General features: G+C 65.0%; 16 protein-coding genes. 10 read left to right on the top strand and 6 right to left on the bottom strand.

Annotated elements, in window-relative coordinates:
• The first annotated feature begins 1 nt into the window (after position 1).
• Complete coding sequence (locus tag AC5Y21_RS23460; protein WP_499916042.1) at positions 2-1210, top strand: thiolase family protein; 1209 nt, start codon at positions 2-4, stop codon at positions 1208-1210.
• 14 nt (positions 1211-1224) lie between these two features.
• Positions 1225-1641 carry a Zn-ribbon domain-containing OB-fold protein gene (locus tag AC5Y21_RS23455; protein WP_499916039.1) on the top strand — a complete coding sequence of 139 codons (417 nt, stop codon included), beginning with the start codon at positions 1225-1227 and terminating at the stop codon, positions 1639-1641.
• 168 nt (positions 1642-1809) lie between these two features.
• Here AC5Y21_RS23455 and AC5Y21_RS23450 read toward each other — a convergent pair whose 3' ends face one another.
• The 3 genes from AC5Y21_RS23450 to AC5Y21_RS23440 all read right to left on the bottom strand — a co-directional run bounded on the left by AC5Y21_RS23450 (position 1810) and on the right by AC5Y21_RS23440 (position 5161).
• Positions 1810-3267 carry an aldehyde dehydrogenase family protein gene (locus AC5Y21_RS23450; protein WP_499916037.1) on the bottom strand — a complete coding sequence of 486 codons (1458 nt, stop codon included), beginning with the start codon at positions 3265-3267 and terminating at the stop codon, positions 1810-1812.
• Positions 3268-3426: 159 nt separating this feature from the next.
• Positions 3427-4404 (bottom strand): LacI family DNA-binding transcriptional regulator, encoded by a 978-nt coding sequence (locus tag AC5Y21_RS23445; RefSeq protein ID WP_499916035.1) that lies wholly within the window; start codon positions 4402-4404, stop codon positions 3427-3429.
• A gap of 103 nt (positions 4405-4507) precedes the next feature.
• Positions 4508-5161 (bottom strand): TetR/AcrR family transcriptional regulator, encoded by a 654-nt coding sequence (locus AC5Y21_RS23440; protein WP_499916033.1) that lies wholly within the window; start codon positions 5159-5161, stop codon positions 4508-4510.
• 98 nt (positions 5162-5259) lie between these two features.
• Between AC5Y21_RS23440 and AC5Y21_RS23435 the strand changes: the two genes are divergently transcribed.
• The 7 genes from AC5Y21_RS23435 (at position 5260) to AC5Y21_RS23405 (ending at position 12070) form a co-directional block, all read left to right on the top strand.
• Entirely contained in the window at positions 5260-5658 is a 399-nt protein-coding gene (locus AC5Y21_RS23435; RefSeq protein WP_499916030.1) for a nuclear transport factor 2 family protein, read from the top strand.
• A 162-nt stretch (positions 5659-5820) separates the two neighbouring features.
• Positions 5821-7170 carry an amidohydrolase family protein gene (locus tag AC5Y21_RS23430; protein WP_499916028.1) on the top strand — a complete coding sequence of 450 codons (1350 nt, stop codon included), beginning with the start codon at positions 5821-5823 and terminating at the stop codon, positions 7168-7170.
• A gap of 2 nt (positions 7171-7172) precedes the next feature.
• Entirely contained in the window at positions 7173-9500 is a 2328-nt protein-coding gene (locus AC5Y21_RS23425) for a CaiB/BaiF CoA-transferase family protein (protein WP_499916026.1), read from the top strand.
• Between the two features lie 8 nt (positions 9501-9508).
• The gene (locus tag AC5Y21_RS23420) at positions 9509-9838 is read left to right on the top strand and encodes a hypothetical protein (RefSeq protein WP_499916095.1); all 330 of its coding nucleotides are present in this window, start codon (positions 9509-9511) and stop codon (positions 9836-9838) included.
• A 17-nt stretch (positions 9839-9855) separates the two neighbouring features.
• A complete protein-coding gene (locus tag AC5Y21_RS23415; protein ID WP_499916024.1) occupies positions 9856-11016 on the top strand; it encodes a thiolase family protein in 1161 nt (386 codons plus the stop codon).
• On the top strand, positions 11013-11429 hold the full coding sequence (locus tag AC5Y21_RS23410; RefSeq protein ID WP_499916022.1) for a Zn-ribbon domain-containing OB-fold protein: 417 nt from the start codon (positions 11013-11015) through the stop codon (positions 11427-11429). The genes AC5Y21_RS23415 and AC5Y21_RS23410 overlap by 4 nt, the downstream gene beginning before the upstream one ends.
• Complete coding sequence (locus AC5Y21_RS23405) at positions 11426-12070, top strand: MarR family transcriptional regulator (protein WP_499916020.1); 645 nt, start codon at positions 11426-11428, stop codon at positions 12068-12070. The genes AC5Y21_RS23410 and AC5Y21_RS23405 overlap by 4 nt, the downstream gene beginning before the upstream one ends.
• A 15-nt stretch (positions 12071-12085) precedes the next feature.
• On the opposite strand, the gene AC5Y21_RS23400 is transcribed toward AC5Y21_RS23405, so the two are convergent.
• The 3 genes from AC5Y21_RS23400 to AC5Y21_RS23390 form a co-directional block, all read right to left on the bottom strand.
• On the bottom strand, positions 12086-12847 hold the full coding sequence (locus AC5Y21_RS23400) for an SDR family NAD(P)-dependent oxidoreductase (protein WP_499916092.1): 762 nt from the start codon (positions 12845-12847) through the stop codon (positions 12086-12088).
• A gap of 92 nt (positions 12848-12939) precedes the next feature.
• Positions 12940-13152 carry a hypothetical protein gene (locus tag AC5Y21_RS23395; protein WP_499916018.1) on the bottom strand — a complete coding sequence of 71 codons (213 nt, stop codon included), beginning with the start codon at positions 13150-13152 and terminating at the stop codon, positions 12940-12942.
• 262 nt (positions 13153-13414) lie between these two features.
• A complete protein-coding gene (locus tag AC5Y21_RS23390) occupies positions 13415-14245 on the bottom strand; it encodes an alpha/beta fold hydrolase (protein WP_499916016.1) in 831 nt (276 codons plus the stop codon).
• Positions 14246-14312: 67 nt separating this feature from the next.
• On the opposite strand from AC5Y21_RS23390, the gene AC5Y21_RS23385 reads away from it, so the two are divergent.
• Positions 14313-14906, top strand: a 594-nt coding sequence (locus AC5Y21_RS23385; protein WP_499916015.1) for a TetR/AcrR family transcriptional regulator, incomplete at its 3' end; no start/stop codon positions are given.

Raw genomic sequence — 14906 nt, 5'->3', positions numbered from 1 at the left:
CATGGGATTACGCGGAGAAGCCGCGATCGTCGGATACGTCGAGCTGCCGCCGGAGCGGCTCAACAAAGCCTCGCCGGCACCGTTCGTCATCGAACAATGGGCGGACTTGGCCGCCGCGGCTCTCGGTGACGCTGGACTGCCGGCCGACGTCGTCAACGGTATCGTCGCTTCACACTTGGCCGAGTCGCAGATCTTCGTCCCCTCCACAATCGCCGAATACCTGGGCATCGGTGCCAGATTCGCCGAACACGTGGATCTCGGCGGAGCCAGCGCTGCGGCCATGGTGTGGCGGGCGGCCGCAGCGATCGAACTCGGCATTTGCGACGCCGTGCTGTGCGCGCTACCCGCGCGATACATCACGCCCATGTCCAAGAAGAAACCCAGGCCGATGGTCGACGCCATGTTCTTCGGCTCGTCGAGCAACCAATACGGCTCTCCGCAGGCAGAATTCGAGATCCCGTACGGCAACCTCGGCCAGAACGGGCCGTATGGTCAAGTGGCTCAACGCTATGCGGCAGTCTACGGCTACGACGAGCGGGCCATGGCCAAGATCGTCGTCGACCAGCGCGTCAACGCTAACCACACCGAAGGCGCCATCTGGAAAGACAAGTCGCTGACCGTCGAGGATGTGCTGGAAAGCCCGGTCATCGCAGACCCGCTGCACATGCTGGAGATCGTCATGCCCTGTGTCGGAGGCGCGGCCGTCGTTGTCGCCAACGCCGACCTGGCCAGACGCGCACGCCACCGTCCGGTGTGGATCAAGGGGTTCGGCGAGCACGTGCCGTTCAAAACCCCGACTTATGCCAAGGACCTGCTGCACACGCCGATCGCCGAGGCCGCCGAAACAGCCTTTGCCATGACCGATTTGACCCGCGATCAAATGGACATGGTATCGATCTACGACTGCTACACCATCACCGTGCTGCTGTCGCTGGAGGATGCGGGTTTCTGTGAAAAGGGCAAAGGCATGGAGTTCGTGGCCGGCCATGACCTCACCTTCCGCGGCGACTTCCCGTTGAACACCGCCGGTGGCCAACTCGGCTTCGGCCAAGCGGGATTGGCCGGCGGAATGCACCACGTTTGCGATGCCGCTCGCCAGATCATGGGACGCGCGGATGCGGCGCAGGTCCCGAACTGCAACCGCGCCTTCGTGTCCGGCAACGGCGGAATTCTTTCCGAGCAGACCACGCTCATCCTCCAAGGCGACTGAACGGATCCCGGATAATGCCCATCAGCTTCGATCGTCCGATGCCGGTCAAAACACCTACCACCGCGCCGTTTTGGGACGCACTGGCCCAGCACCGAATCGTCATCCAGTACTCGCCGTCAGCGCAGTCCTATGTGTTCTATCCGCGGGTGCGCGCACCGGGGACCCTGGCCGACGACCTGGAATGGCGCGAAATCTCCGGCATGGGGACGTTGTACTCCTTCACCGTGGCCCACCGGCCCGTCAGCCCACACTTCGCCGACGCCGTCCCACAACTCCTCGCGATCGTCGAATGGGACGAGGGGCCCAGGTTTTCCACCGAGATGGTAAACGTCGATCCGGGTGATCTGAAGGTCGGAATGCGGGTGCGGCCGGTGTTCGTCGACTACCCAGAACACAACGTCACGATGCTGCGCTACCAGCCCGCCGACTAGTGGCGATCGCAAGCGCGGCGAAGCCGGGCGCAGCGGGTCGCCACCGTCGGGACTAGTGGCGATCGCAAGCGCGGCGAAGCCGGGGGCAGCGGGTCGCCACCATCGGTACTAGTGGCGATCGCAAGCGCGGCGAAGCCGGGCGCGGCGGGTCGCCACCATCGGAACTAATTACATCTGCGCCCAAACGATTTTCGTCTGCAGGTAGGTCTCGATGCCCGCTTTGCCGGACTCATAACCCCAACCGGACTGCTTGTACCCGCCGAACGGCATGGAGTGGTCGAACTGCATCTGACAGTTCAAGCCGACGGTTCCGGCCTTGAGCCGCTTGGCCAGCCGGTGCGCGCGGCCAAGGTTCGTGGTCCAAGCCGTCGCGGCGAGTCCGTAGGTGCTGTCGTTAGCCAAGGCGATCGCTTCGTCGTCATCGTCGAACGGCAGGATCGTGACGACGGGCCCGAAGATCTCCTCCTGGAACAGCCGACTGGTGGCGGGGTCGACGTTGGTGACCACGGTGGGGTGCACGAAGTACCCCTGTCGGTCTAGCCGGTGCCCGCCGGTGACCAGCTCGTTCCCGTCGGACTTGCCCTGCTCGATGTAGCCCAGGACGCGGGTGAGCTGCTCCTGGCTGATCAGCGGACCGACCATGGCGCCCTCGTCCTTGGGCCCGCCCAGCAGCATGTTGTTGGCCATGTTCGCAATGCCCTCGACGACCTGCTCGTAGACGCCGCGCTGCGCGAAGATGCGCGATCCGCACACGCACGCCTGGCCGGAGTGAATGAAGGTGCCGAACGACGCCATCGGGATGGCCATGTTCAGGTCGGCGTCGTCGTAGATCAGCACCGGCGACTTACCGCCGAGCTCCAGCGTGATCTTGTTGAGGTTGCTGTTCGCTGAGGCATGCACGATTTCCCTGCCGACCTCGGTGGATCCGGTGAAGGCGACCTTTTCGACGTCGGGGTGTGCGGTGATGGCCGCACCCGCGGTGTGACCGTAGCCGTTCACCAAGTTGACGGCGCCTTCCGGCACCCCGGCTTCGGCCAGGATTCGGTCGAGGACCAGCGCTGACAGCGGCGTCTCCTCGGCGGGCTTGACGACGCTGCTGCAGCCCGCTGCCAGCGCCGGCGCGAGCTTGGCGCAGAAATTGAAGACCGGGCCGTTCCAAGGGAAGATCAGCCCCACCACCCCATACGGCTCTTTGAGGGTGTAGGTGTGCATGTGTGAGTCGACGCCGGTGAGGCCGCCGGTGTTCACGTCGCGCGCGATGCCGTCGATCTTGGTGCACCAGCCGGCGTAATAGCGGAACCACTCGGAACCGACTTTGGTGATGATCTGGGCCTGCGCCGGCGGAATGCCGGCGTTGAGCGACTCGAGCTCGGCGAGGATCTCGGCGTTCTGGTCGATCAGATCGGCGACCCGCCACAACACCTTGGCTCTGTCGTAGTCGGGCAGGCCGGACCACACCCCCGACTCGGCCGACGCCTTGGCGCGCGCAACGGCCTCGTTGACGGCTTCGGGCCCGCAGTCGGTGAACTCGGTGATCTGCTCTTCGGTGGCGGGGTCGATGATCGGGATTACGTCACCGGTGCCGGGTCGTTCCCGAATGTCGTCCAGCACAGCCTGCACCGTCATGGGCACTCCTCCTCGAGCAGCCGATCCGTCAAACGGGTAGGTTATGCGCTTAACCTAAGGATGTCCAGCGGCCCGGGCCCTCGTCGCTCGATCGACTGTGACGTTGCAGTCACGCTCGGGCTCGAACGTGACTGCAACGTCACGCTCGCGGTTTCGGCGCTAGGTGGAAGCGCGCACGATCAGGCGGGCGATGTCCGTCGGCTCCGGGGCCGGCGGGGCCGGATATCCCAACTCGGTCAGTACCGCGGCGATCGCGGCGTCGGCGACCGAGTCGGGGTCGAATTCCACCGTGGTCAGCGGTGGTGTGCTCACCACGCCCATGGGAGTGGCGTCGACGCCGATCACCGCCAGATCGTGTGGACAGCGCAGCCGCGCTTTGTGAATTCCGTGGAGAACGAGGCACGCGATCTCGTCGCTCTGCGCGCACACCGCGGTAACGCCGTCCGCTACCCAGCCACCCACTATGTCCGCGGCGTTGTCCGCGGTGACCTCGCCCACGCGGACTGGCGCGAGCCCATGCGATTGCGCCGCACGCGAGACGCCTTCGAACCAGTAGTCGCCCAGGGCACGCCATTTCGCGATCCCGGTATAGGCGAACGCGATCTCTCGGTGACCGCGCGAGACGAGATGTTCGACCCGCATGTCGCCGATCGAGAGATGCGGATCCCCCAGCGCGGGCAGTGTTCCGATCTCGATGTAGGCGATGTCGGCCGTTTTCACCGCGGTCAAAGCGGCTGCGCTGAGCGGGAACAGACTCGTCACCGCAACCGGGTCGAGATTCTTGATCGCGTCGACGACATGCTGGTCGTCCTCGGTCTCGAAGATCTGCACCTGAAGCAAGCCCAGACGCGCGAGTTCGGTGGTCATGCGACTGCCGGCCTGCATCGGCATCTCGCCCACGGCCACATGCGGCACGACGTAAAGGACCACTCCGCTTTTGCCGCGGGCGAGATTTCGCGCCGCAAGGTTTGGTCGATAGCCAAGCCGTTTCGCGGCCCGGTAGACAGCGTCCCGTGTTTCCGGGGAGATTCTGCGGCCCTCGGCGTTGTTCAGCACATAACTGACGGTCGCGGTCGACACGCTGGCCAATCGGGCTACGTCGGCGGTGGTGGGCCGGACAGGTTTGTTAGCCGTCAACTCACCTCACCTTTCGGGCCCGGTCACGCCTCATGGTGGCATATCGGTTCGGCAGCGAGCGATCCCCGCAAGCCTGCGCGACGGACTGGGCGATGCGCCAGCTTCACCGGGAAGCTGCTGGACTGTCGGGCTGGAGGAGAGCCCGGACGGCTGCCTCGAGACCACGCCGGACCCGGTCGAGGTCGATATCGTCGCCGGCGATCAGGTGCTGTAGTGCGAGGCCACGTAGTTGGCCCAGCAGCATCGCCGCGAATGTGTCGGCTTCGACGCTGTCATCGACCTCGCCATGTGCTTGCCCGCGTTCGACGATCGCGGTGACCGCGTCCCGGAACGCAACGTCGGACGCGGCCATGCGCGGGCGCAGCTCGTCGTCGGCAACGGCCGAGGCCCACAGCACCAAAAATGCTCGGTGGATAGAGGGAAGGTCAGCGAGCAGCCCAATGAAGATCGACGACGTACTGACGAGTTCGTCGACACTGGCGTCGAGGCTCCGCACCGGTGCGGTCGCGGTCATGAACTCCTGCTCGACCTGGCTGATCAGTTCTTCGATCAGGGCCGCCTTGGTGCCGAAATGGTGGTTGGCGATCCCGCGGCTATAGCCGGCGCGTTCGCCCACTTGAGCCAAAGTGATTGCGGCCAAGCCGCATTCGGCGATAAGCTCCGCCGCCGCCTGCAGCAGCCGATCACGCGCGGCTGCTCGCCGTTCCGCCTGCGTGCGTCGTGGTCGCGTGAGGCTGACGGTGGGGGTGTCGTCCATGTCTCAGATTCTGGCATTTAACATGCTTGACAGCAAGCAAGTAAGACCGCATAGTCGGTTGACCACGGCTGCAGCCAATTCCAACCGAAAGGCGTCCAATGACTGATCAGGATCGGCGAGCGCGCCGGGAAGCTGTCGTGATCGAGCACATGCAAAGCGAGAACGTGCAGGAATGGGACCGGACCATGGCGACGTTCAGCCACGCCCGCTACGAACTGCCCGACGGGACGGTGATCGACGGCACTGACGACGTGATGCAGTACTGGATCGAGGGCCGCACGCTGGTGCCCGATCAGCGCAACGAGCTGATCGAACTCACCCACCTCGACGACGACCAAGTGCAGATCGAGTTCTGGCTGCGCGGCACACCGACCACCACTAGCGAGCCGTTCGAGGTCCGCCTCTGGGCGGTGTTCGGCTTCGACGACAACGATCTGATGACCGGCGAGCGCGTGTACTTGGCCCGGCCCACAGCCGATCAGGTCGCCGGGCGGTGATCGCAGGCCGCGGCGGGCGCCAAAGGATTGGACTAATAGTCTGAGAAAAACCCGCCGCCAGCTGGTGCGCGATCCAACGATTCCCGGCTGAAACAGCTCGAATCGCCATTGACAGTGTGACTCAGCTCAATGTCTACTAGTCCTTTGGACAAGAGGCAGGGCATGAACAAAGACGACCTCATCTTGATTAGCGTCGACGACCACATCGCCGAGCCGGCGGACATGTTCGACGCGCACGTCCCCGCGAAATACAAGGACCTGGCCCCTCGGGTGGTCCTCGAGCCCGACGGCATCCAGCAGTGGTACTACGGGGAGATCCGCGGCCGGAACATGGGCCTCAATGCCGTCGCCGGAAAACCCCGCGAGATGTACAACATCGACGCCTCGCGCTACGACGAGATGCGGCCGGGCTGCTTCAACGTCGACGAGCGGATCCGCGATATGAACGCCGGCGGCCAGCTGGCGGGTTTGAACTTCCCGAACTTCACCGGCTTCTCGGGCCAAGTCCTCAACCAGGGGCCCGACCGCAACGTCAACCTGGTGATGATCAAGGCCTACAACGACTGGCACATCGACGAGTGGTGCGCGACCTACCCGGGCCGGTTCATCCCCTGCGGCATCCTGCCGCTCTACGACGTGGCCGAAGCGGCCAGGGAAGTCAATCGACTGGCAGCCAAGGGCTGCCACGCGGTGACATTCTCGGAGAATCCGGAAGCGTTGCAAATGCCCAGCATTCACACCAAGTACTGGTACCCGCTCTTCGAGGCGGTGTGCGAGAACAACACTGTGCTGTGCACCCATGTCGGCTCGGCGTCCAGGTCTCCGACGGTATCGACGGACGCTCCGCCCAGCGTGCAGATGACGGCGTCGTCGATGATGAGCATGTTCACCTTCACCGAGCTGATTTGGGCCGAGTTCTGGGCCGACTTCCCGGAATTGAAGTTTTCGCTCACCGAGGGTGACGTCGGCTGGATTCCGTACTTCCTGTGGCGTGCCGAGCATGTCTACCAACGTCACTCGGGTTGGACGCTCGCGAAGTTTCCACCGGGCTACAGCGGACCCACCGACGTGTTCAAGCGGCACTTCTACACCTGCTTCATCAGCGACAAGGTCGGCGTGCGAAACATGGACTGGTTCAACGAGGACATGCTCTGCTGGGAGTCCGACTTCCCGCATTCCGACAGCAATTGGCCGTTCGCGCCGGAGGACGTCATAGAGAACATGGGACATCTCGACGACTCGGTCATCAACAAGATCACCCACGAAAATGCCATGGCCGCTTACTCGTTCGACCCGTTCCGACACATCCCCAAGGAGCACGCTCGCGCCGGCTACCTCCGTGCGCAGGCCGGCGATGTCGACGTGGTCACTCATGTCGGCCGTCAAGCCAGCCAGCGTGACCGTGACGCGTGGACCAGGATGACGCAATTCGCGCTGCAGGCACAGGAATCGGCGCCGGTAACGGCGGAGGCCACCGGGATTACCGGCCGCGCCACCACGCTGGGCAACTGAGGGTGATCAACCGGGCGCCGTTCGCCGACTGGCGTGTTGTGGAGTTGTCCAACGGCATCGCGGTGTCGTACTGCGGCAAGATGTTCGCCGACGCGGGCGCCGACGTGGTGAAAGTCGAAGCTCCGCAGGGCGACTTGGTACGCGGCTGGTCAGCCGGAGGACCCCCCGGCGCGTTATTCGGTTATCTGGCTGCGGGTAAGAAGTCGGTCGTGACCGGGTCCGAGACGACGGCGCTGCTGGTCGGTGCCGACCTCGTCATCACCGACCTGACCGACGGCTGGACTCTCGATGGCATCACCGCCCACACCGGCCCAACGGCGGTAGTTGTCGCCGTAACGCCCTTCGGGACAACGGGTCCCTACGTCGACGAGCAGGTGGTGGCCAACGAGTTCATCCTGCAGGCGTTGTGCGGCTCGATCGCTGGCCGGGGCTGGCCGGACGACGAACCCGTGCAGGCCGGTGGCCGGCTCGGCGAGTGGCTCGCGGGCACGTTTGCCGCGGCTGTGGCCGTCGCGTCGGTGCGGCATGCCTTGCGAGGAGGCGGCGGCGAGGTCATCGACCTGTCGACATACGAGGCGATGGTGATCGGAATGGGCGGCCTGTCCGCTATGTCGGCCAGCGTACTTGGTGGGGATTCCCTTATGCACCTACGTAGTCTGGAACTCCCGTCCATCGTTCCGACGGCTGACGGCATGGTCGGTTTCTGCACCATCACCGCACAGCAGTTTCAGGATTTCCTGGTGATGATCGACCGTGCCGACCTGGTCGACGACGCCGACCTGGCATCGATGACCGGCCGGATCGCACGTCGCGATGAATTTGTCGGCATGGTCACCCAGTGGACAGAGAACCGCACCACGGGAGAGATCGTCGACCTCGCCGCCGCGTTCCGGATTCCGGTAGCTCCCATAGCGACCCCGGCCACACTTCCCGAGATCGACCAGTTCGTGCAGCGCGGTGTATTCGTCGAAGCGGAGTCCGGAAAGCTTGCGCCGCGGGTGCCGTATCGCAGCGACGCGATCACGACTAGGGCGCCCGGGCTACCCCCCACGCTGGGCGCCGACACCGGCCGCGTGCACTGGCCGCCTCGACCGGAGCGCACGCCCCCACACGAGGTCGGCCAACTTCCATTGTCAGACATACGGATAATTGACCTCACCGCGTTCTGGGCGGGACCGGTCGCCACCCAGCTGCTGGGTGCGCTAGGCGCCGACGTGATCAAGCTCGAAGGCGTGCGCCGGCCCGACGGTATGCGCTTCTCCGCGGGTCGTCCACCTGACTGGGACCAGTGGTGGGAGTGGGGCCCGGTATTCCTGTGCAGCAACAACAATAAGCGCGACATTAGCGTGGAACTCAGTAACGAAGCCGGACGTGGCGTCGCTCTGGAGCTCATCGCCGCAAGCGATCTCGTCATCGAGAACTTCTCACCACGGGTGATGCAGAACTTTCGTCTGGAATGGGACGTCGTCAGTGCTGCCAACCCGCGTGCTGTCATGGTTCGGATGCCGGCGTTTGGCCTCGACGGGCCGTGGCGCGATCGGGTGGGCTTCGCCCAGACGATGGAGCAGGCAACGGGAATGGCGTGGATGACCGGGTTTTCGGATGGACCGCCGATCATTCCGCGTGGCGTGTGCGACCCGATAGCGGGGCTGCACGCGGCGTTCGCCGCCGTCGCGGCGCTGGTGGTGCGTGACCGTGACGGGATCGGTGTGCACGTCGAATCGACGATGGTGGAATCGGCGCTGAATGTAGCGGCCGAGATGCTGGTCGAGTACTCGGGTAACGGAATCGAGATGCACCGCAACGGGAATCGGGGATCCGGTGTAGGTCCCCAGGGTGTGTATCCCTGCCAGGGTGATGACCAGTGGGTTGCGCTTGCCGCGATGGACGATGCCGCCCGCAGCGCGGTGGCCGAACTGATCGGCGAATCCCCGCTGCCGTCGGCGGGTTGGCGAGATCGGGCCGACGAGCTGGACAAGCTGATCTCGGCTTGGACCGTGCGACGCTCGGTGAGTGCTGCGGTTGACGAACTGCGCTCCCATGGGGTGGCGGCGGCGCCGGTAGTGGCACCGCCCTCCCTGCTGAGTGATCCGCAACTGCTCGCGCGCGGGTTCTGGGAAAGCGTCGACCACCCCGTCGCGGGTACGTTCCTGTGCACCGGAATGCCATTCTCGTTCGTCGGGAAACCTCGCCGCTGGATCCGCCGGGTGCCGCCGCTATATGGCCAGCACACCGACGAGGTGCTGACGGGTCTGCTGGGACACAGCCCACAAGACCTGAACGCGTTGCGAAAGTCCGGTTCTACGAGTATGCGACCGGCGGGATTGTGACGCAACGTATCTCAGTGACCCTCTGCGTGCCGCCCCGCGCCGGCGAGCTGTGCGCACCGGTCCGGTTCCTGGTGCGGCAGGTCTCGCTGGTGATGGAGTTGACCGCTCGTCACCGGATTATCAGCGTCGAGTGGGATGAACCTGAACGCGCGGTGGTGATGGTCGTCGAGATCACCGACCCGCAAACCGCTCGGCCCGTCGACGTGCGCATCGACGTCGTCGAAGCCGGTACGGCACACGGCGATCCGCGGACCAGGATGATCGGCAACATCGTGCGCGATGGTCGCCAGTTTGACGTGCTGGGAACGTATCTCGGCATCGTCGCGGACGAGAACTGAATGGGAGCGGGGTAATAGTGAGCGCCACAAAGCGCACCGCGGCCATAGTCGGGGTGCACAACACCCGACAGGGCCGTCGGCTGGACGGGGAAACGTCCCGCGGCCTTGCGCTCAAAGCCATTCGCGGAGCACTGGACGACGCCGGTCTGAGCCTTGACGATGTGGACGGAATCAGCGCAGGCCCACAGTCCACCGCGCTGATCTACGACTTGCGCATCGGACCGGCGTGGCAGGGGCTGGGCTTCGGGGTCGGCATGATCACCGAAGCGGCAGCGGCAATCGAGCACGGCATGGCCGACGTGGTGGTGCTCGTCGCCGCGCAGGCCGGCGAATACCGCGATCACGAGGCCACCGCCCCATGGACAAGGCCGGAGAACGAATTCGTAGCGCCGTGGGGAATGTTCACCGCCGCCGAGTTCGCGCTCATCGCCCGGCGCCACATGCACGTCTACGGCACGACGCGCGAACAACTGTCCATCGTCGCGGCGACCATCCGCAACAACGGGTCGCGGAACCCGGAAGCCGTTTACTACCAACGTGGTCCGTTCACACCCGACGACATCACGGCATCACGTCTAGTGGCTGAGCCGTTTCATCTGCTCGACTGCGCCACCACGTCCGAGGGCGGGTGCGCTCTGGTCGTCGCGAACATCGGCAAAGTCGAAATCGCCAGCCGGCCGATATATATCCTGGGCAGCGGCGCCGACTTTCACGGCCCGTCCTATCAGCACCCGCCGGCGTGGGATCTCGCAGGCCGGCGCGGCGGTTACGTCAATGGCGTCGTGGGCAGGCATGCGGCCGACCGTGCGTTCAGCTTTGCCGGAGTCCGCCGCGACGACGTGGATGTGCTGGAACTCTACGACCCGTTTTCGTTCGAGATCATCCGCCAGCTCGAGGCGTTCGGGTTCTGCGGTGACGGCGAAGGCGGCCCTTTCGTCGCCGATGGCCACATCGCTATCGACGGCAGCCATCCGATCACCACGGACGGAGGAACCATGTCCTTCAGCCACGCGGGTGCCAACCCGCAAATGATGCAGCGCGCCGTCCGGGCCGTCGAGCAATTGCGTGGTGTGGCAGGCGATTTGCAGGTGCCTGACGCACACGTCGCGCTATGCAGCAACGGGGGCGCCGGAGCATTGTTCACCACGGTCCTGATCTTGGGAGATGAGCCGACATGACATCATTGAAACCACAAACCGGACCCGTGCCCCATGCCAGTAGCCAGGTCAGCGCTCCGTTTTGGGAGGCGTGCCGATTGGGGGAGCTGCGTTACCAACGTTGCGAGGTGTGCGGCCTGTCGAACTTCCCGCCGACCGAACACTGCCGCCAATGTCTTTCGGACGAGCTGGTGTGGGCCCGCAGCGGCGGTGTCGGCGAAATCTGCAGCTGGACAGTGGTTTACCGGCCCGTGACTGCCGAGTTCACACCGCCCTATGCGCCCGCAATCGTCACGCTGGACGAGGGTTATCAGATGCTGACTAACGTCGTCGGCGTGGCACCGGACGAGCTGGCGATCGGGATGCGGGTGCAGGTGCAGTTTCATGCGGTTGGTCCCGACGTGGTGCTGCCGTACTTCACGGGTTTACCGTGAGCCCGCAGCGCACCGCCAACGGCCTGCCGGTAACCGCCTACCTCGTTCTGGGTGTGCTGGCCGCCAACGACGAGCAGCTTACGGCCGGCGAGATCAAGATGCGCGCCGAACTGTCCGTCGGCCACTTCTACTGGTCGCCGTCGGTCAGTCATGTGCGGCGTGAACTCAACCGGTTGCTCGCGCGGGGAATGGTCAATGAGATCGGCGCGCAGTCCGGCAAGCGCGCGATCACGTTGTACGAGACCACCGATGCCGGGCTCGACGCGCTGCACCGGTGGGTGCAGCACTTTCCCGGCCAGGAGCAGGTTGTCATCAAGCACCCGGTGATCCTCAAGACCTGGCTTGCCCACGATGACGATCCTGAGCGTGTCGTCGACACCCTGGATCGCCACCTCGAGGCGACGCGGGCCCGGCTGGACGAGGCGCTTTGGTCACGGCAGCGTTCCCGCGAAGTCGGCATCATCGACGACCCGCAGCAGCGTTACTCCTTCGCCGTCCTCGACTATGCGATCCGCGGCCTCTACGCCGAGATCTCCAACATCACGCAGTTGCGCGACGAAATCGCCGGCGGCACAACCCGAGATCCGGTCAAGCGGGTGCGTCGGTCCAAGGGGCAGATCCGCCGCCGAGCGCCGCGCTAAGTGTGCTCGCCATGGTTAGCCGCCCACCATCATCAGTCCACCGTCGACCGCCAGCAGCTGCCCGGTAATGAATCCCGAACCAAATCCGGCCGGAAAAACCAATATCGGGCCGACGTCCCGCGCGGGATCGCCCAACGCCCCGCCGAGCGGAATCATCGTCTTGAGCTGTTGGTCGATGAGCGGGCTGGCGTGCGGACCGAGAAAATCCCGCAACCGGTCGGCGCCGGGCGTCTGCACCGCGGGCGCCAGTGCGTTGACGGTGACATTGTCGGCGGCCCAGGCCCGGGCAGCCGATCGCGTCCATGCCTGCACTGCGCCCTTGGTGGCGGCGTAGACAGCCGAGATCGGGCTGCCCACAACGGCTTCCGAGGAGCCGAAGTTGATGATCCGGCCACCTTTGGGATCCTGCTGTTTCATGACGGTGTATGCGGCCTGATTCGTGAGGATCGTCGCTTTCACGTTGGTGTCCAACAGGAATGAAATCTCGTCCGCGCTGATGTATCCGGGAACCCCCGGCTGCCAGAGTCCGGCGGCGTTCACCAGGACGTCGAGCCCGCCGAGCTTCTCGGTCGCGCGGCGCACCGTCGCCGAGACGGCTTCGCCGTCGCGCGCGTCGCACTGCAGCCAGGTTGCCGCCAGATCATCCGGCGGTGGAGTCTGGTGATACGTCGCAACGACCGCGGCACCCGCCTCATTAAGGACCCGGACGGCGGCCGCGCCGATACCGGTCGCCGCACCGGTCACCAAGATCCGTCGTCCCCGCAATGGTGGCGTCACGTCTGACATAGCGGAAACGGTATATGCCGAGGACAACCGCGCCCCAATCGGAGACAACTCCAATGCACGGCGCTTGCCGACGTCCGACTCGACTACAGCAGCGGCGTCTGCTGACTCAGGCTGAACAGCAGGTAGGCGACGCAGACAAGAAAGTTCAACACCACCAGAACCAAGCCCGCGAACACCAGTGAGCGGGTGCTGCGGCGGCGCAGGCGCCTGGCCCTCGCTGAGCGCGTGTCATGGTTGAATCGCGTCGCGATCAGAGCGAAATTGACGTCGGTCATTTCGTCGTCTGTGACGGGCATGCCCGCGAGCATCTCCTGAAGTCGCTCCGGCGAGGTGTGGACCCCGACACGGGCGAAGCACCGGCTCAACCGCCGGGCTCTCCTGCGGCACAGCACCTGCCCTCGTATGTTTAGCTGCCGCGACAGCCGCCTTCGTTGATCGCCCCAGGGATTCGACGGGCTCGTCACAACGGGGGATTGTAGTTCGCCGCGTCTGCCTTCGGAGCGTTACGCAGCAAATACCTCGGCAGAGCGGAAACGCCGCGTGCTGGGGTGGAGCCGGCTAGGCCCGCACGGCGATCGTCGACAGCAGATCGGCCAGCCGGTCCGGCCGGTCCAGCATCGAGAACGTCCGCGCACCTGTGATGACCTCGAGACGGGCATTGGGGATGGTCGCGGCCAGTCGCTTGCCGTCGTCGAGCTCGAAGAACTTGTCGTCGGCCGACCAGGCGATGAGCGCGGGCTTGTCGAACTCCGGCAGCCGGGCCGCCACACCTGTGGTGACTTCCGTGCGCAGCGACAGCGAGAACTGGCGCAGGTCCTCCGCGATCGCGGGGTCGGACATCGCCGGACGCACCCAGGCCGCTGCGAGATCCTCGAGGTTCTGGTACGCGAGATCGCCATAGGCCCGCCTGCGCGCGACCGGGGCCCGCATAACCTGGATCGCGCTCCGGAACAGCGTCTTCGATTTGGCCGCCGCGATCACCGGCTTGAGGATTGGCGGTGGAAAGTGTTCGAACGCATCGCAACTCGTCAGCACCAGCGCACCGATCCGCTCGGGATGATGCACCGCGACGAGTTGGGTGACCACCCCGCCGGTGTCATTACCGACCAGCACCACGTCGTCGAGGTCGAAGGCTTCGAGTGTGTCGGCGACGATGTTGGCGACGCCGGTGATGGTTCGATCGGCGCCGGGGCGCAGCGGTTGTGGATGCGCGCCGAGCGGCCAGGTCGGGGCGATGCACCGCAGGCCCTGACCGGCGAGGCGCTGGCTCACCTCGCGCCAGATCTCTCGGCCCATCATGTACCCGTGCACGAACACCACAGGCCTGCCGTTTTCGGGTCCGATTGCTTCGTAGTGGATGGTTCCGGCACTAATGTCGATCGTCGACATGGATTGACTCCTACTTCGAGTTATTGTTACAAACAGGCTGTCTGTTCGTAAGTTACCAACAGGTTGTATGGAAATCAAGAGACGCACTCAGGAGGAGCGCTCCGCGGCGACCCGCGACGCGCTGATCTCGGCTGCTCGCAAGCTGTGGGGACAGCGGGGTTATGCGGAGGTGGGCACCCCGGAGATCGCCAAGGAGGCTGGGGTCACGCGGGGCGCGATGTATCACCAATTCGCCGACAAGGCAGCGCTATTCCGCGGGGTCGTCGAGGCGGTGGAGCAGGATGTGATGGCCCGGATGGCCACTGTGGTCGCCTCCTCGGGCGCGACGACGCCCGCCGACGCCATTCGGGCCGCAGTCGACGCCTGGCTTGATGTGTCCGGCGATCCCGAGGTGCGTCAGCTGATCCTGCTGGATGCGCCCGCCGTGCTCGGCTGGGCCGGCTTCCGCGACGTGGCCCAGCGCTACAGCCTGGGCATGACCGAACAACTGCTCACCGAGGCCATCCGCGCGGGCCAACTGGTTCGTCAACCGGTGCGACCGCTGGCCACCGTGATGATCGGCGCGCTCGACGAGGCGGCCATGGCCATCGCGACGGCCGAGGATCCGAAGCGCGCCCGCAAGGAGATCAGGTTCGTGCTACGGCGGCTCATCGACGGCATG

The organism is Mycobacterium sp. NGS41 (genome assembly GCF_059812725.1).
Note: the sequence above shows the minus strand (reverse complement) of the source record. Positions and strands in the feature narration are given on the sequence as shown.

What these genes read in the sequence shown, in the direction of transcription:
- AC5Y21_RS23450 (WP_499916037.1), bottom strand. Translation starts at nt 3,267, where the DNA reads ATGACGGTGCAGGCTGTGCTGGACGACATTCGGGAACGACCCGGCACC.
- AC5Y21_RS23395 (WP_499916018.1), bottom strand. Translation starts at nt 13,152, where the DNA reads ATGCCCGTCACAGACGACGAAATGACCGACGTCAATTTCGCTCTGATC.
- AC5Y21_RS23430 (WP_499916028.1), top strand. Translation starts at nt 5,821, where the DNA reads ATGAACAAAGACGACCTCATCTTGATTAGCGTCGACGACCACATCGCC.
- AC5Y21_RS23440 (WP_499916033.1), bottom strand. Translation starts at nt 5,161, where the DNA reads ATGGACGACACCCCCACCGTCAGCCTCACGCGACCACGACGCACGCAG.
- AC5Y21_RS23435 (WP_499916030.1), top strand. Translation starts at nt 5,260, where the DNA reads ATGACTGATCAGGATCGGCGAGCGCGCCGGGAAGCTGTCGTGATCGAG.
- AC5Y21_RS23390 (WP_499916016.1), bottom strand. Translation starts at nt 14,245, where the DNA reads ATGTCGACGATCGACATTAGTGCCGGAACCATCCACTACGAAGCAATC.
- AC5Y21_RS23460 (WP_499916042.1), top strand. Translation starts at nt 2, where the DNA reads ATGGGATTACGCGGAGAAGCCGCGATCGTCGGATACGTCGAGCTGCCG.
- AC5Y21_RS23410 (WP_499916022.1), top strand. Translation starts at nt 11,013, where the DNA reads ATGACATCATTGAAACCACAAACCGGACCCGTGCCCCATGCCAGTAGC.
- AC5Y21_RS23455 (WP_499916039.1), top strand. Translation starts at nt 1,225, where the DNA reads ATGCCCATCAGCTTCGATCGTCCGATGCCGGTCAAAACACCTACCACC.